At 45.1% G+C, this 21,376-nt stretch carries 23 protein-coding genes; 8 read left to right on the top strand and 15 right to left on the bottom strand.

Annotated elements, in window-relative coordinates; genetic code table 11:
• Positions 1-224 precede the first annotated feature (224 nt).
• The 6 genes from M0R47_RS08090 to hxlA form a co-directional block, all read right to left on the bottom strand.
• Complete coding sequence (locus M0R47_RS08090; RefSeq protein WP_292552890.1) at positions 225-1,211, bottom strand: transaldolase; 987 nt, start codon at positions 1,209-1,211, stop codon at positions 225-227.
• 397 nt (positions 1,212-1,608) lie between these two features.
• Entirely contained in the window at positions 1,609-2,733 is a 1,125-nt protein-coding gene (locus M0R47_RS08095; RefSeq protein WP_292552893.1) for a hypothetical protein, read from the bottom strand.
• A gap of 3 nt (positions 2,734-2,736) precedes the next feature.
• Positions 2,737-3,420 carry a hypothetical protein gene (locus tag M0R47_RS08100; protein WP_292552896.1) on the bottom strand — a complete coding sequence of 228 codons (684 nt, stop codon included), beginning with the start codon at positions 3,418-3,420 and terminating at the stop codon, positions 2,737-2,739.
• A 163-nt stretch (positions 3,421-3,583) separates the two neighbouring features.
• Complete coding sequence (gene tkt, locus M0R47_RS08105; RefSeq protein WP_292552899.1) at positions 3,584-5,569, bottom strand: transketolase; 1,986 nt, start codon at positions 5,567-5,569, stop codon at positions 3,584-3,586.
• A gap of 138 nt (positions 5,570-5,707) precedes the next feature.
• A complete protein-coding gene (hxlB, locus tag M0R47_RS08110) occupies positions 5,708-6,241 on the bottom strand; it encodes a 6-phospho-3-hexuloisomerase (protein WP_292552902.1) in 534 nt (177 codons plus the stop codon).
• Positions 6,242-6,243: 2 nt separating this feature from the next.
• Positions 6,244-6,885 (bottom strand): 3-hexulose-6-phosphate synthase, encoded by a 642-nt coding sequence (gene hxlA, locus M0R47_RS08115; protein WP_292552905.1) that lies wholly within the window; start codon positions 6,883-6,885, stop codon positions 6,244-6,246.
• Between the two features lie 748 nt (positions 6,886-7,633).
• On the opposite strand from hxlA, the gene M0R47_RS08120 reads away from it, so the two are divergent.
• Together M0R47_RS08120 and dhaK are read left to right on the top strand one after the other, a co-directional pair.
• Positions 7,634-8,461, top strand: a complete 828-nt coding sequence (locus tag M0R47_RS08120) for an HAD-IIA family hydrolase (protein WP_292552907.1) — start codon at positions 7,634-7,636, stop codon at positions 8,459-8,461.
• 77 nt (positions 8,462-8,538) lie between these two features.
• Positions 8,539-9,528 carry a dihydroxyacetone kinase subunit DhaK gene (dhaK, locus tag M0R47_RS08125; protein WP_292552910.1) on the top strand — a complete coding sequence of 330 codons (990 nt, stop codon included), beginning with the start codon at positions 8,539-8,541 and terminating at the stop codon, positions 9,526-9,528.
• On the opposite strand, the gene dhaL is transcribed toward dhaK, so the two are convergent.
• Positions 9,511-10,158, bottom strand: coding sequence for a dihydroxyacetone kinase subunit DhaL (gene dhaL, locus M0R47_RS08130; protein WP_292552912.1), 648 nt, complete (start codon positions 10,156-10,158; stop codon positions 9,511-9,513). The two genes, dhaK and dhaL, sit on opposite strands and share 18 nt — an antisense overlap.
• Positions 10,159-10,327: 169 nt before the next feature.
• Between dhaL and lexA the strand changes: the two genes are divergently transcribed.
• A complete protein-coding gene (gene lexA / locus M0R47_RS08135; protein WP_292552915.1) occupies positions 10,328-10,963 on the top strand; it encodes a transcriptional repressor LexA in 636 nt (211 codons plus the stop codon).
• A 189-nt stretch (positions 10,964-11,152) separates the two neighbouring features.
• Here the strand turns inward: lexA and M0R47_RS08140 are convergent, their stop codons facing one another.
• Complete coding sequence (locus tag M0R47_RS08140; protein ID WP_292552917.1) at positions 11,153-11,413, bottom strand: hypothetical protein; 261 nt, start codon at positions 11,411-11,413, stop codon at positions 11,153-11,155.
• Between the two features lie 146 nt (positions 11,414-11,559).
• Between M0R47_RS08140 and M0R47_RS08145 the strand changes: the two genes are divergently transcribed.
• Complete coding sequence (locus tag M0R47_RS08145) at positions 11,560-12,324, top strand: inositol monophosphatase family protein (protein ID WP_292552920.1); 765 nt, start codon at positions 11,560-11,562, stop codon at positions 12,322-12,324.
• Between the two features lie 210 nt (positions 12,325-12,534).
• On the opposite strand, the gene M0R47_RS08150 is transcribed toward M0R47_RS08145, so the two are convergent.
• A complete protein-coding gene (locus M0R47_RS08150; RefSeq protein ID WP_292552923.1) occupies positions 12,535-12,942 on the bottom strand; it encodes a divergent PAP2 family protein in 408 nt (135 codons plus the stop codon).
• Between the two features lie 3 nt (positions 12,943-12,945).
• Positions 12,946-13,833, bottom strand: coding sequence for a decaprenyl-phosphate phosphoribosyltransferase (locus tag M0R47_RS08155; protein WP_292552926.1), 888 nt, complete (start codon positions 13,831-13,833; stop codon positions 12,946-12,948).
• A gap of 26 nt (positions 13,834-13,859) precedes the next feature.
• Here M0R47_RS08155 and M0R47_RS08160 point away from each other — a divergent pair, with 26 nt between their 5' ends.
• The 3 genes from M0R47_RS08160 to M0R47_RS08170 are packed head-to-tail and all read left to right on the top strand — an operon-like array spanning position 13,860 to position 16,316.
• On the top strand, positions 13,860-14,273 hold the full coding sequence (locus M0R47_RS08160; protein WP_292552929.1) for a GtrA family protein: 414 nt from the start codon (positions 13,860-13,862) through the stop codon (positions 14,271-14,273).
• Positions 14,270-15,562, top strand: coding sequence for an FAD-binding oxidoreductase (locus tag M0R47_RS08165; protein WP_292552932.1), 1,293 nt, complete (start codon positions 14,270-14,272; stop codon positions 15,560-15,562). Before M0R47_RS08160 ends, M0R47_RS08165 begins: the two co-directional genes overlap by 4 nt.
• Before the next feature lies 1 nt (position 15,563).
• A complete protein-coding gene (locus M0R47_RS08170; protein ID WP_292552935.1) occupies positions 15,564-16,316 on the top strand; it encodes an SDR family NAD(P)-dependent oxidoreductase in 753 nt (250 codons plus the stop codon).
• 121 nt (positions 16,317-16,437) lie between these two features.
• Here the strand turns inward: M0R47_RS08170 and M0R47_RS08175 are convergent, their stop codons facing one another.
• The 3 genes from M0R47_RS08175 to M0R47_RS08185 all read right to left on the bottom strand — a co-directional run bounded on the left by M0R47_RS08175 (position 16,438) and on the right by M0R47_RS08185 (position 19,854).
• The gene (locus M0R47_RS08175; protein ID WP_292552938.1) at positions 16,438-17,790 is read right to left on the bottom strand and encodes an O-antigen ligase family protein; all 1,353 of its coding nucleotides are present in this window, start codon (positions 17,788-17,790) and stop codon (positions 16,438-16,440) included.
• Positions 17,791-17,935: 145 nt separating this feature from the next.
• The gene (locus M0R47_RS08180) at positions 17,936-19,297 is read right to left on the bottom strand and encodes a glycosyltransferase family 87 protein (protein WP_292552941.1); all 1,362 of its coding nucleotides are present in this window, start codon (positions 19,295-19,297) and stop codon (positions 17,936-17,938) included.
• A gap of 86 nt (positions 19,298-19,383) precedes the next feature.
• Positions 19,384-19,854 (bottom strand): pilin, encoded by a 471-nt coding sequence (locus tag M0R47_RS08185; protein WP_292552944.1) that lies wholly within the window; start codon positions 19,852-19,854, stop codon positions 19,384-19,386.
• A 304-nt stretch (positions 19,855-20,158) separates the two neighbouring features.
• On the opposite strand from M0R47_RS08185, the gene M0R47_RS08190 reads away from it, so the two are divergent.
• Entirely contained in the window at positions 20,159-20,617 is a 459-nt protein-coding gene (locus M0R47_RS08190; protein WP_292552947.1) for a hypothetical protein, read from the top strand.
• A 58-nt stretch (positions 20,618-20,675) separates the two neighbouring features.
• Here the strand turns inward: M0R47_RS08190 and M0R47_RS08195 are convergent, their stop codons facing one another.
• Both M0R47_RS08195 and M0R47_RS08200 read right to left on the bottom strand, forming a co-directional pair.
• Entirely contained in the window at positions 20,676-20,948 is a 273-nt protein-coding gene (locus tag M0R47_RS08195; protein ID WP_292552950.1) for a type II toxin-antitoxin system VapC family toxin, read from the bottom strand.
• A 124-nt stretch (positions 20,949-21,072) separates the two neighbouring features.
• Positions 21,073-21,294, bottom strand: coding sequence for a hypothetical protein (locus M0R47_RS08200; protein ID WP_292552952.1), 222 nt, complete (start codon positions 21,292-21,294; stop codon positions 21,073-21,075).
• Between the last annotated feature and the right edge of the window lie 82 nt (positions 21,295-21,376).

The raw sequence follows: 21,376 nt of genomic DNA on the forward strand, positions 1-21,376 counted from the left end.
GTTGAATAACAACGGCCCCAGCAAAGACAGCCTACGCCAACGAAAACTGCGTGCTTGTTTGAGTGATTGTTATCGCGCCGAACTGATCTTTGGGAAAAGGAAAATATAGCGCGATTGCCCTGGAGTGGTAACGACACTGTCTTTACAATTATGCTGCAAATGATAAAGTTGCCATCCGGCTGAAAAGACGAGAATATCCCGCCGGATGGCTTTATTAAAAGCTCTTAACCTTCTAAACTCGCCAATCGAGCGGCTAGGAATTCTTCTAATGATTCTAATGCTTTGGTAAAGCCATCAATACCTTCTGCAAGTTTCTCAGAAGCCATACGGTTTTGGGTATGCATATTATCAAATGTCGCTTTATCAATGGTTAACTTTTCAATTGACGCATTGGCTGCGTTATTAGGATCCAGCTTACGCACCAAGCTGCCTTCAGTAGACTGAAGTTCGGCTAACAGAGACGGTGCAATAGTTAACAAATCACAACCAGCCAATTCAACAATTTCACCTACATTACGGAAGCTAGCTCCCATAACTTCAGTTTTATGGCCAAATTTTTTGTAGTAATTGTAGATTTCTGTCACAGACAGAACACCTGGATCCTCAGCAGGCGCATAGGAATCACGACCGGTATCTTTTTTATACCAATCCAAGATGCGCCCAACGAAAGGCGAAATCAGTGTAATTCCGTTCTCGGCACATGCAATAGCTTGATGCAGACCAAACAACAAAGTTAAATTACAATGGATACCTTCTTTTTCAAGAATAGCAGCAGCTTGTATACCTTCCCAAGTTGCAGCAATTTTGATCAGAACTCGTTCGCGCGAGACGCCTAACTTTTCATACATAGCAATCAACTCACGGCCTACACGGACGCTAGCATCGGTATCATATGAAAGACGAGCATCAACTTCAGTGGAAACCCGTCCTGGGATGACCTCAAGTATCTTTTGCCCGAAAGAAACAGCCAAACGTTCAAAAGCTAGGGTAGCTACTTGTGCTGCTGAAGCATCTTTACCTAAAGTCTCTCTTGCACCTTTCAAAGTATCATCAACGATTCCTTGATATTGTGGCATTTGAGCAGCAGCAGTTATCAACGAAGGATTAGTCGTTGCATCACGTGGCTTGAAGGTTTCAATAGCCTGGATGTCACCAGTATCGGCTACAACCACGGTCATTTCTCTCAGTTGCTCAAGTAAAGTCTTGGCCATTAGGGGCTCCTTTTATTTTAAATTTAAAAAACAACAAGGTATACACACGTCACTTCCAAATACATTCAGAAGACAGACGAATGATATCCAATATAATAACGGGGAGAGATTATACCGTGAGAAACGGTGGTTAACCATCATAAAGCAAACATAATTACAGTCTCTACCGATATTAGGTGAACCATTAATTACAGATGAGCATTGGCAGGGATCTGAACAGAATCGCTTTAATATTGGACACTAACTAAATATGCCCCCTGTGTTTACATTTAGCACAATCTTAACCGAGCCATGTCAGGGACTTAAGGCATTGATTTAACCGAAAAAATTATATCGTGTACAGATAGCCCCACCCATGCTTGAACAAGGCATCTGCACTTTTAACAATACTACTCAGTTATACTTTATCTAGATTTTCTCTTGCAGAAACCACTTGCTTTGTTATGTACTTAGAAACACCACTTGCCTTCGGCAATACAGATTGCTTTTCCATATATTTCGCAACCCCACTTATTTTAGGCAGCTTTCTTGCTGTCATCGCCTCTTTTTCCATGTACTTTGCGACACCAGTTACGATCGGTTTCTCTTTTATGTTTGATGCTTGCTTCGTAATATACTTGGCAACGCCACTTAAAACGGGAGCTTCTTTTTTAGACAAAATTTGTTTTGCAACATACTTGGCAACACCGCTTACTGGTGGCTTTTCCTTCGCCAGAATTGCTTGCTCTTCCAAGTATCTAGCCACTCCAGTTGGCGCTGATGCCGCCGCCGCCCTTTCCTCTGCCTTTGCCATTTCCTGTTCTATTATTAGCTGCGCTTCTTTTTCTTTTTCTTTTTCTTGCTCTTTTACGAGCATACGCTGTTCTTCCAGATATCTGGCAACTATAGCAGCAGCAGCAGCTTTTCTTTGGGCGATAGATTCTTCTTCAAGATATTTACCAACCCCGGTTGCAGCAGCAGTATTTCTAGCTGATATGGATTGCTTTATTAAATACTTAGAAACACTACTTATAACAGATGACTTCGACTGCTTTTCCACATATTTTGCAACGCTACTGACTACAGATGCTTTCTTTTCATCAGCAGCATGCTTACTCACGTACTTAGCAACGCCACTTAATTTCGGCGCTCTTTTTGCGAGTACCGCTTGTCTTGCTACATACTTGGCAACACCACTTACAGGAGACTGATCCAGGTTTGCCAAGTACTTGGCAACACTACTTAATGGCACAGCTTCTTCGTGTTTTTCCAAGCGGTCAACAAATTCAGACGCTGTAGCTGTAGATACCTGACTCTCCATGGAATCAGCAGGTTCATTACTCACCGATAGCTCTTGCTGATTTCTCAGATATCTCTCAACTCCGCTTAAAACCGGCTCAACTTCCAGACCTTTCAAATACCTAGCAACTCCAGTAAGTCCACTAGAATCACCAACATATACGACAGGACTGGTTCGTGTTTCAACTTCTCTTTTGGAGCCAAAAAATCCAGACACTAAATCGATCAAGTAATTTTGATCCACTTATCACCCCCGGTTGCGCATGTACTTTTCAACTCCAGTTCCTGCTTGAGCTGTTGCTTCTTTTGCGGATACAGCCTGTCTCTCAAGATACTTTTCAACTCCGCTTGTTGCTACTTTTTCTTTTTCAGTCTCAGCATGACTTTCCAAATATCTAGCAACACCAGTTGCAGCAATCATATTGTTCTTTCTCAGATATCGAGCAACACCTGAAAGCCCACTAGCATGACTAGTGTAAACGGGCGCTTGGCTAACTTTGGCTTTTGGCTCGCGCTTGTTTAAGAAGATAAACCCAGCCACAGCGAAAACAATTAACCCCAACAGGTAACTCATCATTGAGTCTTCTTCAACCTTAACTGAGGCGTTTCCTTCTGTATCAGCTGTTTTAGTACGCTCAGAGACTGATGCTGCTGATGTTGTTCCAGTAAATTTGCTTGACTTATAATCAGCGTCTTTATATAGAACTTTTGGCTCAAAATTTGTTGCAGGGTATTTTGAATCTGCCTCAGCCGATGTTTCTTGCTTAACTGCCGCAGCAGCAGGCGCAGACTTGGCTTGGCTGTATGCCGGATCTTGGTAAATTACTTTTGGTTTGAAATCTGCTGCCGGATATTCTGTTTCCGCCCCTACTATGGGACTTGCTAATAACAGCGTAGCAACTAAACCATTCGTCAAATTATTTATTTTCACGTGTTAATCCCCCTCTTTGCGTTGTTTTATAATAGCCATATCTGCGTTAATCGTTTTTTCCAATAGTAACTACGTATTAATAAACTAATCATAACTAAATGAATAGTGTCAGTTTTGAGGTCCTCTCAGTAAGCAACAACTAACGCAAACATGGCCTTTAAAATTAAAGTACTGCTTCTACGTTTTTAACAACGTTTTCAACAGTAAAACCGAAGTGTTTCATCAATACGCCGCCAGGAGCAGATTCGCCGAAAGTATCAATACCGACAACTGCCCCTTCTAAGCCAACATATTTACGCCAGAAATCAGTAATACCCGCTTCAATCGCAACACGTTTAACACCGGGTGTTAATACGCTGTCTTTGTAAGCTTGATCTTGACGATCAAATACATTTGTTGATGGCATTGAAACAACGCGCGCTTGAATTCCTTTTTCTGCTAAGGCTGCTTGTGATTTTATTGCCAAATCAACTTCTGAACCGGTTGCAATAAGGATAACTTGAGCTTTACCCGCTGCTTCAGAAATAACATATGCCCCTTTACGTATAGCTGCGATTTGTTCATCAGTACGAGCTATGAAAGGTAAGCCTTGACGGCTTAATACTAAGCTTGTAGGCCCCGTCATACGTTCAATTGCCATTACCCAAGAAACCGCTGTTTCTGTGGTATCGGCTGGTCGCCATACATCCATATTTGGAATGTAACGCATAGCAGAAGTATTCTCAATCGGCTGATGCGTTGGACCGTCTTCCCCTTGACCAATAGAGTCATGGGTCAAAACAGCAATGGTGCGAATTTTCATTAACGCCGACATACGTAAAGCACTTTTTGCGTAATCAGAGAACATGTGGAATGTTCCGCCGTAAGGCAATAAGCCGCCATGTAACGCCATACCGTTCATAATGGTATACATACCAAACTCGCGCACACCGTAAGAGATGTAATTACCCGGCTCTTTACCGCTGACATGTTTAAAGCTGCTGCAACTGGTTAAATTAGACCCGGTTAAATCTGCAGAACCACCTAAAAACTCAGGTAATGTAGGGGCTAATCCGCCAATTACTTTTTGTGAAGATTGGCGTGTGGCCAGATTTTCTGCTTTTGCGTTGGTTTCAGCAATCAATGCGTCAGTCGCTGCTTGCCAATTAGCAGGGAGTTCGCCAGCCATACGCCGTTTGAATTCTGCCGCCAACTCTGGATATTCCGCCTCATAAGCTGCGAATTTTTCATTCCAGGCCGCTTCGGCTTTTGTACCTTTTGATTTAGCATCCCAGCCTGCGTAAACATTTTCTGGAATAATGAATGCTTCATGATCCCAGCCTAACGCTGCTTTTGTTAAGTTAATTTCAGGCTGGCCTAAAGCTGCACCATGACATTCATGAGTACCTGCTTTGTTTGGAGACCCAAAACCAATAGTTGTTTTGCAGCAGATTAGTGAAGGCATATCAGTCATAGCTTTAGCCATGACAATTGCTTTGTTTATCTCTTCAGGATTATGGCCGTCTACTGACAGAACATGCCAACCGTAAGCTTCAAAACGTTTTGCAGTATCATCGGTATACCAGCCTTCAATATGGCCATCAATAGAAATACCGTTATCGTCCCAGAAAGCAATTAAGTTGCCTAGGCCCCAAGTACCCGCTAATGCACAGGCTTCATGAGAAATACCTTCCATTAAACAACCATCACCCATGAATACATAAGTATGGTGATCAACAATTTTATGCCCTTGACGGTTGAATTGGTCGGCAAGCAGCTTTTCAGCCATTGCAAAACCCACACCATTGGCAATGCCTTGCCCTAACGGCCCTGTCGTTGTTTCAATGCCTGGTGCATAACCGTATTCAGGATGTCCCGCACATTTTGAATGCAGTTGACGGAAATTTTTTAACTCTTCGAGGGGTAAATCATAACCGGTCAAATGTAACAATGAATAAATCAACATTGAACCATGACCATTGGAAAGAACAAAACGGTCACGATCTGACCATTTCGGATTGGACGGATTGTGGCGCATGTGGTCATTCCACAAAACCTCGGCGATATCCGCCATTCCCATAGGCGCGCCTGGATGTCCTGAATTTGCTTTCTGCACGGCATCCATGCTCAAAGCGCGTATGGCGTTCGCTAATTCTCGACGCGAAGTCATATTCTTCTCCTTACTATTAATATATTACTAAATGGTGACTTTTATTTAGTCTGATCGACTTTGTCACGAAATGTTCTTTCGGCGTTTTTACCCTACAAGGATTTGAACGAGTGGCCATAACCACTCGTTCCTGTGCCGCTATTCTAAATTAGCGTGCCTTTCTCTCATCACTTCTTCGGGAATTCCTTTTTCATGGATAATGTGAGAAATGGTTGCTTCTAAAAATAACAAAGTAGATAGCTCAAACACAGTCCCCATAGGCATTCCTAAAACCTTACCATATTGTTCTGGATTACCGACTTGAAATACTGCATCTGCCAGATCGCCAATGGTTGAGCTGCTTTTTGCAGAAATCAAGACGATGTTGGCACCTATCTTTTTTGCACTTTTAGTGAATGCTATTAATTGCTCAGTTTCTCCGGATCCGGAAATAATGATCAATAAGTCACCGCTTTTAATGCTCGGCGTCACAATTTCGCCCACGACACTTACATCGTAACCGCCGTGAACCAACCTCATTGCAAAGAAATTCCCGACAAGCTTGGACCGCCCCGCGCCAGCGATAAATATCCGCTTGGCGTTATCCAGCATTTGGGTTAACTTTGCATCATACGTATCATCTGTAGCTTCAAGAACACCTGAAATCTTTTCTATGATAAGTTTCTGATGCATAATTATACCGCGTCAACCAATTCGCGAATTTCGCGAGCCGCATCAGCAGGTGAAGCTGCGCCATAGATGGCTGCGCCAACTACGATGATGTTTGCGCCAGCGCGAACTACATCTTGTACAGTTGATGGTTTAATGCCACCTGCAACAGAAATTCTGACGTTCAAACCTAGTCTTGCGATGTCATTCAAATCAGCAAATGGAGTGTGTCCTGCAGCTTGTGCATCAAGACCTGTATGAATACCCATGATATGAGCGCCCATTTCAGCAGTTGCGCGTGCGCACGCTACTTTATCGTCAACATTAATCAAGTCAATTTGAGCTTCTGCACCGTATGCATTAGCTGCTTTGATAACGCCTGCACAAGTTGCAAGGCCAGATACGCCTAAAACTGTACAAATATCAGCACCTGCTGCATAAAAAGGTGTTGCTTCGTACTCGCCTGCGTCCATAGTTTTAAGGTCAACTAAAAGCAATTTCTCTGGAAATCTCGCTCTTAATTCTTTAACCAAATTAATGCCATTATGTTTGATACATGGAGTTCCGATTTCAAATATATCAACGTGAGGAGCTACTAATGTAGCAAGGCCTACTGTTTGATCGAAATCCAGTGAATCTAATGCCATTTGAATTAATGGTTTTGCCATGATGCGTGCTCCGATGGTTTATAGTAATAGTTATAGTTTTAGTTACTTATTCTTTATGCGAACGCAACTTTAAAGTAGAAAGGGGACAGATGTCAATGCCCAATGCTCAATGTTCTAAGTTGACATATCGATATCAGCTGAATGAAGGAAACATGCAAGCAAAATGTTATAAGCTTAATTTTATGTAACGGTAGCTATTTGCCTTCCCTATAAAGTTAGCTATACCGTCTATCTTCTATAAAAACTAACCAGTAGCCACACCAACACAAATTTTTCAGCTGTTTCAATCAAACACAAACACTGTCAAGATGTTTCGCATAAGAACACACTCATGCAGCAGTCCGATCTTGCCACTGTGCAATGATACATTTCAACAGCTTTAAGAACACTGCATATAAATAAGCAAGAGACGCAATACCATCACGGCGACCGCATTAAATGCATCCATCCCATATCGATACATAAACCGTTATCAAGATTAAGCTTATGCATCAAGCTTCAAACAAAATTCAACCCGGACTTTATACCCATTGATTTAGACGATCTATCAACCAAGATTTTGTGTTTTGATAACAAAAAAAGTGACTTACAAGCACTAATGCAAAATCATCAAACACACAGCCAGTCCGTTAATTACCCGCTTGCGCCCAAACCGGCAGCCATGCTCAACTTAAACACAACGGAATGCATACCTTAGTCATTCGATGTAAATTATAATAACGAACCCAATTAAGAGAGAAACAACGCAATGGAACCTTTTAACAATATAAAAGCACTTATCATTGATATGGATGGTGTTTTATGGCACGGCGACCAGCCAATGCCTGGCTTGGCAGATTTCTTTCAAACCTTACGTGATCAACAAATCCGCTTTATCCTGGCAACTAATAACGCCAGTCTGACTCAAGAGCAATATGTCATCAAGCTGGCGCAGATGGGTGTACAGGTGACACGTGATGAAATCCTGACTTCCAGCATGGCAACCGCACTGTACCTGAGCAAGTACAACAATCCTCTGGAAAGCCGCATATTTGTCATCGGTGAGGATGGCGCTAAACAGCCGCTTCTTGACCATGGCTTTACCTTGACCGACCTGTATGAATTAAATGATGACAAAGACAACCCCAATATGGGAGCCCACATTGTTGTCTGTGGCAAAGACAGCACCCTGACATGGGACAAGCTGGCCACAGCTACGTTGAATATTCGCGCCGGCGCCCAATTTATCGGCACTAATGCCGACACTACATTACCTACTGAACGCGGCCTCACCCATGGCAACGGAGCAATCCTGGCGGCACTACAAGCAGCTACCGGTGTAACACCGACCATCATCGGTAAGCCTGAACCCATTATTTACCAGCAAGCACTCGCGTTACTAGGCGTAGATCCGGCTCAAACAGTGGCTATTGGTGATCGCTTGGAGACCGATATTCTTGGCGCGGTTCGCACCGGCATACGCAGCCTTATGGTTTTATCGGGCGTATCCACCGAAGATGATTTTAAAACAACAGACTATCAGCCAACCTGGGTTATGCGAGACATCCGCGCCGTGACCCAAGCATTAAAAAACTGACGGCTACGCGTTAAAGCAATAGATCAGATTTACCGTCCGCGCTATCATCAAAAACCACACCCACCGGAGCCACCGCAATGAAAAAATTTATCAATAGCATTGATAGTCTGCTTGACGAAAGTCTGCGCGGCTTTGCCAAAGCCCATGCCGATATAGTTCAGCTCAATGCCCAGCCCCGCTTCATCAGACGCAAGCAATCCACTGCACCCGGCAAGGTTGCGTTGATTTCCGGCGGAGGTTCAGGACATGAACCCTTGCATTCGGGCTTTGTTGGCTCAGGCATGCTGGATGCCGCCTGTCCGGGGCAAATATTCACCTCCCCCACCCCCGATCAAATGCTGGCGGCGGCACAAGCCGTGGAAAACGGCGGCGGAGTTTTATTCATCGTCAAGAACTATGCGGGCGATGTGATGAATTTCGAAATCGCCGCCGAAATGCTCGATTATCCGCATGAAACCATATTGGTCAGCGATGATGTTTCTTTCTCCAAAACTCACAGCACGGGGCGGCGCGGCGTTGCCGGCACCCTGATTGTAGAAAAGATCGTTGGCGCAGCGGCAGAATCGGGGGCGGATTTGGCAGCTTGCAAGACATTGGGTGACCGGATCAACCTCGCTACCGCATCTATGGGAGTAGCATTGACCAGTTGCACTGTGCCCGCTCTAGGCAAACCCATTTTTGACATTAGCGAGAACGAAATCGAAATGGGCGTAGGCATTCATGGCGAACGCGGACGCGAGCGCATAGCCATGAGCAGCGCCACCGAGATTGTCGACTATCTGGCTGGCGTTATTGATGAAGATATAAAGCCACAAAAGGGACAATCGGCCTTACTGCACATCAACGGCTTTGGCGCGACCCCTTTGATGGAACTGCACCTGGTTTATGAACTGGCGTCCCGGTTCTGGGAAAAACGCGGCATTAACATCTGCCGCTCCCTGGTCGGCAACTACACCACCTCGCTGGATATGGCAGGCTGCTCAATCACCCTGAGCTTGCTTGATGACGAAATGCTTCGCTTGTGGGATGCCCCCGTCCACACTGCTGCCTTACGATGGGGTTGTTAAATGCTCAGCCAACACGTCAACCAATGCACAAATCATTAACTGACTGGTCTTAGCCCCCGCATCAATATGCCCCCGGCTGCGCTCCCCCAGAAAAGAAGCGCGCCCCTTGGTGGCCAGCATGTCTCGGGTAGACTCCATACCCGTCACAGCTGTCCGCGAAACATTTTTCAGGACATCTGCTATTGCAACTGATTCCGCCGCATCCTGCCGCAAACTTGCCGCCACCGGAATCAGCACATCCAGCATGGTTTTCTCACCGGCATCAGCCTTTCCCCGTTGCTTTACGGCCTCCACGCCGCTACTAAAAATTTCGGCAAAAGACTGTAAATCCAAAGACCGATCTCGAGCTGCCTTGCTCATCGCCACAAACAAGGTCCCGTATAAAGAACCTGACGCACCGCCCACCGCTGTCATCAAGGTCATGCCAATCTTCTGCCAAGCCGTCATCCAATCAAGCCGGGCCAATTCATCGGCTTGTACTGTCAGCGCTTTAATGCCGCGCTGCAGGTTTGTCACATGATCGCCGTCACCGATAGCTTGATCCAGAGCCGTCACTTCTTCAGCACTCGTTTCGATTGCATGGTCTATTGCCTGAATCAGGCGGGGTAATAATGCTGGCGTTAGGTGCATAGCATCCTCCTTTTCAAAATAATATTCAGGGGTGATATCTAATTCACCCGTTTTGCGAATCATAACTCAAGCGACACCTCATACGTTAAGCTAAAGAAGAAGTTTAATTTTTACTTGTTCTTTATTTGTTCTGCTGATATATTTTTACAAAACAACCAAAGAACAACTTATGACTCAATCACTCACCAGAAAACAACAGGAAATTTTTGATTTCTTATTACAAAATCAAAATAACTTTCCTCATCCGCCCACTCTGGAAGAGCTTTGCGCAGCCATGGGCTTAAAATCCCGCGGTTCCTTGCATAACCACATTAAGGCCTTGATCACAGAAAACCTGATCGAAGCTTCGGAACGCAAGCAGCGCGGCATTCGCCTGACAGAATACGCCAAAGCAATGATCGGCCATTCCGATAATCAAAGCACACTGCCTTTTGTCGGGCTTATTGCCGCCGGAAAGCCCATTGAAGCGGTCGAAAACATTACTTATATGGCTATCCCTGAACAACTGAAAACGCAAAAACCTTGTTATGTCCTGAAGGTAAAAGGCGATTCCATGCTTGAGCAAGGCATCTATGATGGAGATTGGGTGATTATCGAACAACGCTGCCATGCGCGTAATGGCGAAATAGTAGTGGCCCTGATCAACAAAGCCGAAGCCACTTTAAAATTTATTGAGCAATACCCGCACGAAACATTACTTATCCCCGCTAATTCAACGATGAAAGCGATGCGCTACAGCCCGGAGCAAGTTGAAATTCAAGGCGTATTAGTGGGACAAATGCGTAGTTACACTAATAATTATTAGGAGAAACATCATGTTGCAACAACGGATACATATGCGTGACCAAGTGACCAACCGAGTTGAAATCATCATGGAGGACAGCAAACCGCCGTTCACTGAGCGATTGGAAGAATTTGCAACATCCTTACTATTTGCAGTCATCATCATCTTTCTTATTCGTATATAAGGCCGAACTAACCCGCCAAATATTACTTAGCAGGCCATACTAGCAAGGATGCCAGTTGGCAGGGTATATTCTGAGTCAATCGGCAAAGCAACAATTTTTCCCGCCTCAGGATGATGGATTTTGGAAGTCAGCCTCATGCTGTCACGCTTATCCAAAACTTGCTGATTGAATCCTCTATAAGGATGGCAAACTTTTATTACTATTTTATATAGCTTGCCAATCAAGATAAATCTTGAAAAAACCATCGACAAAAGATAAGGTTCGCCCGAAATAACAACACGCTGCATCTAAATCCCTCATCTTTGCTCACAGCATCTGAACATGCCTGATTTAAGAAGATTGATTTTTGGCGCGAAAACCAGTCAGGATAGCGTTGAAATTCTGTATTGCACTTGATACAAACAAACAGCCTCTTAATCTAAGGTTACTATAAATGCCCATTTCGCTTGCCGTTCTTGAAAATGTGATCCGTGAAGCCGGATCGATTGCTATGACTCACTTTAAAGACTTGAAGAATTTAGAAGTGAGCAAAAAAAGCCCTCGCGATTTAGTCACTGATGCCGACGTGGCAGTTGAAGCTTTTCTACAAGAATCCCTTGCCAAGCATTATCCGCAATTCGGTTTTTGGGGAGAGGAAAGTGGACAAAGCGCCAATCAATCCAGCCGCTGGATTGTTGACCCGATCGATGGCACCCACTCATTTTCCAGAGGCCAATATTTTTGGGGCATCAGTGTTGCACTGGAAATTGACCAGGAACTCATATTCGGAGCGGTCTATGCGCCCGCACTGAATGATTATTATGCCGCCGAAAAAGGCAAAGGAGTCTGGAAAAACGGACTGCCCATTACCGTCTCCAGCGAAAGCAGCCTTGCTGACGCAATGGTCGCAACCGGATTTGCCTGCTTGCGCTCTTACTTAAAAGAAAACAACTTGCAACGGTTCTGCCGGATTGCGGAGATAACAACCGGTCAGCGCCGTTTTGGCTCGGCGGCAATCGACCTATGCCTGGTTGCGGACGGGCAAGTTGATGCTTTTTGGGAACAGGAGCTAAACCTGTACGACGTAGCTGCCGGCGCACTGATTGCCGAAGAAGCAGGTGCCACGGTTACAGACTTTCAAGGCAACAAAGGACTCTTTCCAAAAAATATCCTGGTAACCAACGGCAAGATTCTTAACCAGATACTTCCACTGATGTAATACCTGCCTATTCCATGGCTATAAATGCATTTACAGCCATGGTCGTATACTCAGCATAAAGATTTATTAGTTCGTGCAGCTTGGACGGTTTGTGCTGAGTACAATTATATGCAAGTTATGCCTGTAAGAATTGCCGCCCCCCCCCCCTCTTACATGACTGCCTAGCCTACCTGCCTACAACTGACTACGCGATTGCGATGATAATATATCCTAGATAAAAGCCCAGCATCCCCCAATGCCAATCCCTACCAGCACGCCAGCCGCGATTTCAACCGATGTATGACCCATACGCTCACGTAATGCCGGGTAGTCAGAAGACGTCGTTATTCGATTGATAACAACCGCATGCTTGCCAATTTGCCGCCTTAGGCTATGCGCATCCAGAATCACAATAAAAGCCAACGTCACAGCAACGCCGAACGCCGGATGGTCAATACCGTTCTTGAAAGCAATCAGCGCAGCCATACTGCTGACGATAGCGCTATGATTACTAGGAAAACCGCCGTAACCGATTAAACCGAAAGCAAGCTTCTTAGCCTTAAAACTATTGATTGCAAACTTTAACAAGCCGTTAACCAGCCAAGCTGAAAAAGGCGTTAATAAATAGACAAAATCCATGTTTTATCCTTGTATTGGCCACAATACCCAGCCGCATACCAAAACCCACGTAATGATAGTAAGCAAAAGCGGCCAATCAGACAGCAACGCATCGGTGGGCGACTCCCCCCCATCAAGCGTATCGGCTATGTACCAATACCTGAATAAGCCAAACAATACTACCGGAATGCTGCTGACCAATTGCGGCTTAGCCGTCATTACATACAATGCATAAAAAAGCAGCGCCCCGGTCGCCGACATTTCAGCGTAACGGTTGACCAAAAAGACCGAATATTTTTGCAGCACTGCACGCCCTTCAGTGCCGCTCAGGCTTAACTCCTGCCGCCGCTTGAGAGAAGCCAAATATAACGCTAGACATAAGGTTGTTATAAACATCCAGTCAGATACCGGTACAGCCAGCGCAATTGCACCTGCATAAACGCGCAATACAAAACTGATAGCAATGCTAAAAATATCTAAAACAGGCTGATATTTAAGAAAAAACGTATAGCTCAGATTAAGCAGCAGATAAAAAATAATGATCTGTAGCACATTAGGCATCACCAACCCAACGCATAATAAAACTGTTAGCAGTACTATTATTAATAATATTAAGGCAGAGCGTATCGAAACAACACCGGAAGCCAATGGACGGGTTTTTGACTTTTTTGGATGCTTTCTATCATGTTCGACGTCATGAATATCATTGATAATATAAGTCGCTGACGATGCCAAAGAAAAAAACAGCATTGTTAGTAGTGCATTGTTAACGGACTGAACGTTAAGAAACTCGCCCGTAAACAATAATGGCGCTAGCACAAAAACATTCTTTATCCACTGCCTTATACGCAATAAAGCAATCATCCCTTGCAAGCGCATTGATATTTGATAAGCCTTAACGCTATCATTCATTATTGGAAAATCCTTAAGAAAATCAGATGAAACTAGCTGTCACCTATACCGCTTTTGCAATTATAGCTACTATTGCCAATATTGCCGCACAGGATATTACTGTCCATATTTATATAGGAATGTATTCGATTATATTATCCGTTATTGCAGGTACGGCTGTCGGACTGGTTATCAAATATATTCTCGATAAGCGTTATATCTTTCGATTTCAAACTCGGAATATCAGCCACAATAACAAGGTATTTGTTTTATATGCATTAATGGGAATAGTCACCACCATGATTTTCTGGTTTTTTGAATTTGGTTTTAACCACTTGTTTCAAACTAAAGAAATGCGTTATTTTGGTGGAGTTATCGGTTTGGCAATAGGCTACATTGTCAAGTACCAGCTTGATAAACGTTTCGTGTTTCGCTCGCCCAAGGAAAAAATAACATCATGAAAATATCCTCCTGGGGACGGCTGAGCGCACATAAACACCTAGTAATCGACATCAATGATAGCGGCCAAATACCGGCTTTACTGCAAGCGAACCACCTAGGTTTGGCTTACGGCATGGGACGAAGCTATGGCGATGTTTGCTTGAATCCGGGCGGTATTTTATGGAAAACCACAAAGCTAGACCGCTTTATCAGTTTTGACGACAAAACCGGAATCCTGCGTTGCGAAGCGGGCGTACTACTGCGCGACATTCAAAGACTTGCCATACCTCGCGGCTGGATTTTACCGGTAACTCCGGGGACACAATTAGTCACTGTGGGCGGAGCAATTGCCAATGATGTTCACGGGAAAAATCACCATGCCTTGGGTTCATTTGGCGACCATCTGTTGCAAATCCGTTTAGTACGCAGCACAGGCGAAACCATTGATTGCGGCCATAGTCAACACCGTAACTGGTTTGCAGCTACCGTCGGCGGATTAGGCTTGACCGGCGTGATTGTGGAAGCGGAAATCCGACTGCAAAAAGTGAGAAGCGCGTGGCTGAATACCGAAACCATTGCTTACGCCAATCTTGATGAATTTTTTCAATTGGCTGATGACTCCGAAGCCAAATGGCAGCATACAGTATCCTGGATTGACTGTCTTTCCGGCATAGGCCGCGGGATTTTTATGCGCAGCAACCCGCTTGCGGAGGTTGACCGCATCGCACCGAAAGCACGCCCTCTGACTATGCCATTTACGCCCCCGGTTTCGCTGGTTAACCGACTGTCCCTGCATCCGTTCAATAACGCGTATTTTTATCTCCAAAAAAAGCAAGCCGGTCCCAAAATCGTTCATTACAAAAAATTCTTTTACCCTTTGGATAACCTGCTGGAATGGAACCGTATGTACGGCCCCAAAGGCTTCTTTCAATATCAAAGTGTGGTTCCGCGTTCTGTAGGTAAACAAGCCGTTCAAGCCATGTTGAAAGAAATTGCCCGTTCCGGCGAGGGGTCTTTTCTGGCCGTATTAAAAACCTTCGGCAATCGTGAAGCGGTAGGCATGATGAGTTTCCCGCAACCGGGTGTAACCTTAGCTTTAGATTTTTCCAACAATGGCATGAGAACACTAAAACTGCTTGAGCGCTTAGACGCAATTGTCGGGGAAGCCGGCGGGCACATCTATCCAGCCAAAGATGCGCGTATGCCGCGCGACTTGTTTGAACGCGGCTACCCAAAACTGCACGAATTTTTAACCTATCGCGATCCTGGCATCAGCTCGGCACTCTCGCGTCGATTGATTGGATATTGACATGAAAAATACAAGAAATATTATCATCGTTGGCGCAACCTCCCGCATTGCGGAACATTGTGCGCGGATTTGGCTGCAAAACCACACGGCTAACTTAACCCTGATTGGCCGAAATGCAGCGCGCGTCGAAAAAGTCGCAGCGGATTTGCGAGTGCGTAGTCCCAAGTCTGTCATTCGAATCGTTGAAACGGATTTCTTGAATCCGGAGGCTATCCAACAAACAGCCGATGATATTGCTGCGACAGGGACCATTGATATTGTATTGATTGCGCAAGGCTCGCTGACTGAACAGCTCGATTGCCAAACCGACTTAAGCGCCTGCAAAGAGTCGCTGGAAGTAAACGGGATCTCGCCGGTGCTGTTTGCTGAAGCCTTTGCCGGACATCTGGCAAACGCAGGACAGGGAACGCTGGCATTGATCGGCTCAGTCGCCGGAGACCGGGGCCGCAAATCCAACTATGTTTACGGGGCAGCCAAAGGCATGGTGACCCGCTATGCGCAAGGCTTGCAGCATCGCTTCGCAGGATCGGATGTGAAAATCGTATTGATCAAGCCCGGCCCGACCGATACGCCGATGACGGCGCATCTAAAAGCACAGGGGGCAAAATTAACGCCGGTGGAAGATGTTGCCCAAGAGAGTGTCAACGCGATCAATCGCGGGCAAGCGGTCACTTATGCGCCGGGCAAGTGGAGATTGATTATGTGGGTAATCAGGCATTTACCGAGGGGTATTTTTAATAAATTAAACATTTGAACCGCAAAACGCTCATGATTTGATGATGGCGAGCAGGCGAAAGCCTGCACCTTCCTCTACCCAATGATAAATAAAGCCTGAATTCATGAACTTAGGATTTCATTACCCGGCAAGCCATCACTCAACGAGTAGGGAAATACCAGGGAAGACCGATTCGATAATTGGTCACTGAAAGGTGAATCCCAATTACGGTAATCAACATCACCACGATAAAGCTTTTTGGAATACGAATCGAATTGACTCTTGCACTGGCTTGATTGCCCGCAATGATCACTCCCATGACGACAGAAAAATATATCAAAAACTCAAGATGATAAAGCGTCGCATCAAACATCGATGTCACAAAAATATAAGCCAATGACCCGAACGCCAAGGCGCGGCTTAGATCTGCATGGGAACGTCTAATCGAGCTTAGAAGGATAGAGAAAATCAGGGCAAGAGAAAGAGCGAGACCGGGAATACCCCAGTCAGCCAATATCTGAACAATGGCATTGTGAGGCTGGACGTGACCAGGTGAAGACATAACCGCATGCCACATAGTTTGAATTCGCGCGAAGCCATTTCCTCCTGCACCCCAGAATAGCCGCTCGTGATCCGCAAGCCAGCTAATTGTCTCCGTCCACATCGATAATCTAAGCGACGAGGCTTGGTCCAGTGAGCTTGCTCGGACTGTTCTTCCGAAGATATCGAAAAGACCGCTGGAACTGGGGAGTGCCGGAGGAAGGATTATTGAAATTAAGGTGGCAACTGCAATATCGGTTACTGCTTCAATCAAAAACTGCTTTTCTTTAATCAGCAAACCGACAATCACAAGCGCGACCAAAATGCCGAGCATTGATGCCCTGGTCCCAGACCAAATGACCAGGGACATTCCGGCAATTCTGGTTAATCGAAAGAACAGCTTGGACCTTTGACTATCGCCTCCTGGCAGGTAGAGCAGGATCGTGAACAAACCGATCGTTAGCCCAAGGTGTCGAATATGGCCAAAAATCGGCGGCCGCAACCAATGAATGCGGCTGCCCGGCTCGCCAAACAGTGACACAAGAAGAGCGAGTATGCACGTGGCTGATACAAATTGAAAAACAACCATGACATGATCGAGCCTGCGAAAGAGGGGCGTGATCGAAACCGCCAGGAGGGCTACAAGCAGCCAATGCGTATCCCGGGCAAGCGCCGGCAAAAATTGGCCGGACTGGGTATCGGCAATGAGGATCCACGCCGACAGCAACAATAAAATTATCAGGTTTTTCTTCTCAACAACCCAGCTCGATGCCATCGGCAGCGTCATCAATAAGTATCCGCAAACAGCAAAGGTCAGCGGTGTAGCGAGCCCGTTGAAAAGTATCACCGAATGGCTTTTCCACGCAAAAGTTAGCAGTCCGAATAAGGCGGCAAGGCAAAACACTGCACCTATTTCCGATTTGGTGCAGTGCTTCCTTATTTCGTTGAGTAATTCTGAAGAGCCAGGATTCATAAGGAAACTCTATTCTTTATGAAATCCGGATAGCCAGTCTCGATCAAAATCATCAATTCGTAATTATTTTTCATAGAGTTGTAGGCTTCCAAAAATTATAAAGGCCAAACCTGACTAAGCGGCATAATAATCAGTTGAGGCTGACTTAATCATCGAAAGCATCCATATTTTTGCAGGAAGTGTTTCGGCTACAATGCTGCCATGCCAGAAAAGCGGTCAGCAAGAACGTAAAGAGTAACAAATAAGAATACACTCCCGCATCCCATAACCATAATCGTGGCGAGTCGCTAAAAGTGATATACGGTCTCCATGGAATGGTAGGAATTATTACCATGATTAACAGAAGCCTATAAATTCGGCCATTTGACAGCTCGGCTGTTAAATTCCAGATAACAACAAAACTGATGATCAGCAACGGAAAATAATAATTCCATCCCAGTGGCGATATCAGCAACATGGCCGGAATCGTTAGCGCTACCAGCGCATCCGCATAAAGCTTCCGCTCTGATGATTTTGCCAGCTTGAAAACAACCATAGCCAGCACGCCCACTGTGGCTAAAGAGCAAATCACAGGCACTCCATGCGCCAGCATAGGCATATCTATCCATGCTTTGATTGAAGGACCGCCGAAAAAGCGGGAGAAAAAGCCGGCATACGAACCATTCCAGGCGACTGCCTGCCAATTCACGTCGTTCAAGATGCTTAGATAGACAGAATAAGCGGAAAAGCCGGTTAGCATTCCACCCACTAAAAAACTAATTCCACAGACGGCAATAAAAGCAGATACTGCACGCCAGTTTCTACTAATAAGCAAGGCTATCAAAAATAAGCCGAAAAAAGGCTTAATGCTGGCAGCAGCGCCCAGCCAGCAACCAGCAGCCAGATTTTTTCTATTACGCAATGCCAGCCAAGCCAGGGTTATATCCAGTAACAGAAACAACGTGAGCTGCCCAAAGGAACTGTTTGCAAAGGTTGGAAAGTAGGCAAAAAAGCCCAAGCCGATCAGCATTTTTTTTGTTGGGCTTGTAGATGGCGAAGCATCGGATTTGAAGATCAGCATTAACGCCCAGACGCCGCTGATGACCGAAGCGAACGACCATACCCACAAAGCTTTCGGATAATCAAGCAGCGCGAAAGGCGTTGTAAGAGCTACAAAAAACGGCGGGTTTAAATTGGGATGCAAGCACAATCTGATTTCTTCCGGCATTGCATCCAATATGTCCTGATTGAACTTAGTTTTTATGTCCGGATTGCAATGGGATGCCGGTGATGCACGATCAGGGGCAGGCCAGTAAATAGCCTTGTCCTGCAGGAGATTGCTGCTGGACAGATAAAACTTGTAGAAGTCGCTGCGATTGGTAAGATCGACCTGCTCACGGATTTCATTGAAATAAACCGAGACCACCAACGCCATGCCGGCAAAAGCCAACAACCGGAACAGCCATTTTTTTAAAAGTGCTATGGATTTGTTTAATCCAGCTTCTTTCAGGGATTCAGTAGCGTACATTGGCAAATCTTAAAGCTGATAAGCTCTGTGGCAAAAAAGAGACCGCCGAAGCGGTCTCTCAAGATTTAACAGTTTTCGGTTATCAATTAGCTACCAGAAATACTATTTTTTGTAATAGCAGCTATTGCGGTAGTGTTAGTTATAGTAGCATTGGGCTCAATTTCCCATGTAACTGCAGATGTTCCAACAGTTGGGGTCCATGTGATTGTGCCGCCATTTATGCCAGTACCCATAGTACCTGACAACGTAGCCGCTATCACGCCGCTGTTGGTAACTGTGACCGATGCAACTTCATTGGTTGCTGTAAAAGCTGGAATTCCAGATGAGGTATTAGAGGTATTGCAGGTAGTTATATCACCACTTTCCTGAGCGCAAAGGGCAACGGCTGTTTTTATGGAATCCACCGAAGTAAGAGCGTTCCCAATTCTGGCTTTAATGGTGTAGTCCTGGTAAGCAGGGATCGCCACTGCCGCCAGAATACCGATGATCGCGACCACGATCATTAATTCGATTAAGGTAAAACCTTGCTGAGCTTTTTTCATTGATAATGTATTCATGGGTAAATTCTCTTTTAAGTTAAAAATAAACTACAACAAGACATAAGCAGGAGTCATGCCAACCTTTTCTTTCTTTCTTCGACAACGCATCTAAATTACCGCCAAAGCAGACAGACGGCCATTCTCAAATAAAAATAATCTACGTAAATAAACCAAACGAGTATTTCTGAAAACGCCGCGCCAGAAATGTCAGTCAAAAAACGCCTCCGTGATAAAATGCCGGTCAAAAAAGCCTGCCAAGATAAAAATGCCGATCAAAAAGCCTCGCCAAGCACATTCACTCATTTGAACCCAGGTATGTAACATGCAACACGTCAGCCTTCAAGCCGCCACTACCTTGACCGAATGGAGCGAGCGCACGATAAGACGCCGCCTCGCTGACGGCTCTTTAAAATGCGCCGCCGATAATGGGGCTCATTACAAGACCATGATCTGTTTCGATTCGATCAAACACGACATTTGCATTACGCTTGAGCCTGACGACATTGAGATTCTCCAAGCTGCCGACGCCGGGGATGCCAAGTCTCAAAACGACTTGGCGTTGCTTTTTCTGGACAACGATAAGATGAAAAGCGCCGCGTATTGGCTGGAATTGGCGGCAAAGCAAAACTTTACCGATGCAATGCACTTGCTGGGATGCTGTTATTTGGAAGGCAATGGCTTACCTAAAGACGATAATCTTGCCATTATGTGGATTGCCAAGGCGGCTTCACTCGGCCATTCGATTGCGATTGCCCAGATTCAATCAATGGGCCTGACTTAAAAGCCTGCGGAGTATTATAGACATACTGGCCAGTCCCTAAAACCCCTTATTAAATAAACTACCACACAACCTGCACCGCATAATCAGAAAATACATGATCAACCGTAACGATCATCATGCCCTCAATAATTGCCTGAGCAATCATAATGCGGTCAAACGGGTCTTTATGATGCTTAGGCAATTTTTCTAGATAACTGATGTGCGACAATTCTATCGGCAATATTTGGATGTTATTTTCCAGCCGGTTTTTGTTCACCAATTCTTCAATGGATATGGTTAACGTTAATTTACCCAGCTGACTTTTAATTTGCATCTCCCAAGGTGAAGCCATGCTTAAATAAAACTCATGTTCGCCCGAACTGCATAACGCTTTCACTGTGCTTTCACTGTGTCGGAAAGTTGCGCCGCATCATCGTTAAGCCAAAGAAAGGCATGCGTATCAAGCAATAGCTTCATTACCGACCTTCCAACCAAAAATTATCAGGCAAGGGTTCATTAAAATCATCACTCACCTGTATTTTCCCTTTAAATAAACCCAATGTTATGGGTTTTACAGGCTGCTCCGACTCTTCATAGATAACAATAACTTTGGCTTTACGCGCGTGAATGGTTTTAGGTAATTGCAAATGAATTTGATGATTACAGTCAATTTCTACGGGCAATTCGATGGCTTGCATAGCTGTTTTTCCTCTGAATAGTGGAATGCGTAAATTATAACAAGTTCAAGCGGGCATTTAGCTCACCCGCGAAAGGTAAGTA

The organism is Methylobacter sp. (genome assembly GCF_023227905.1).
Taxonomy (GTDB): domain Bacteria; phylum Pseudomonadota; class Gammaproteobacteria; order Methylococcales; family Methylomonadaceae; genus Methylobacter_A.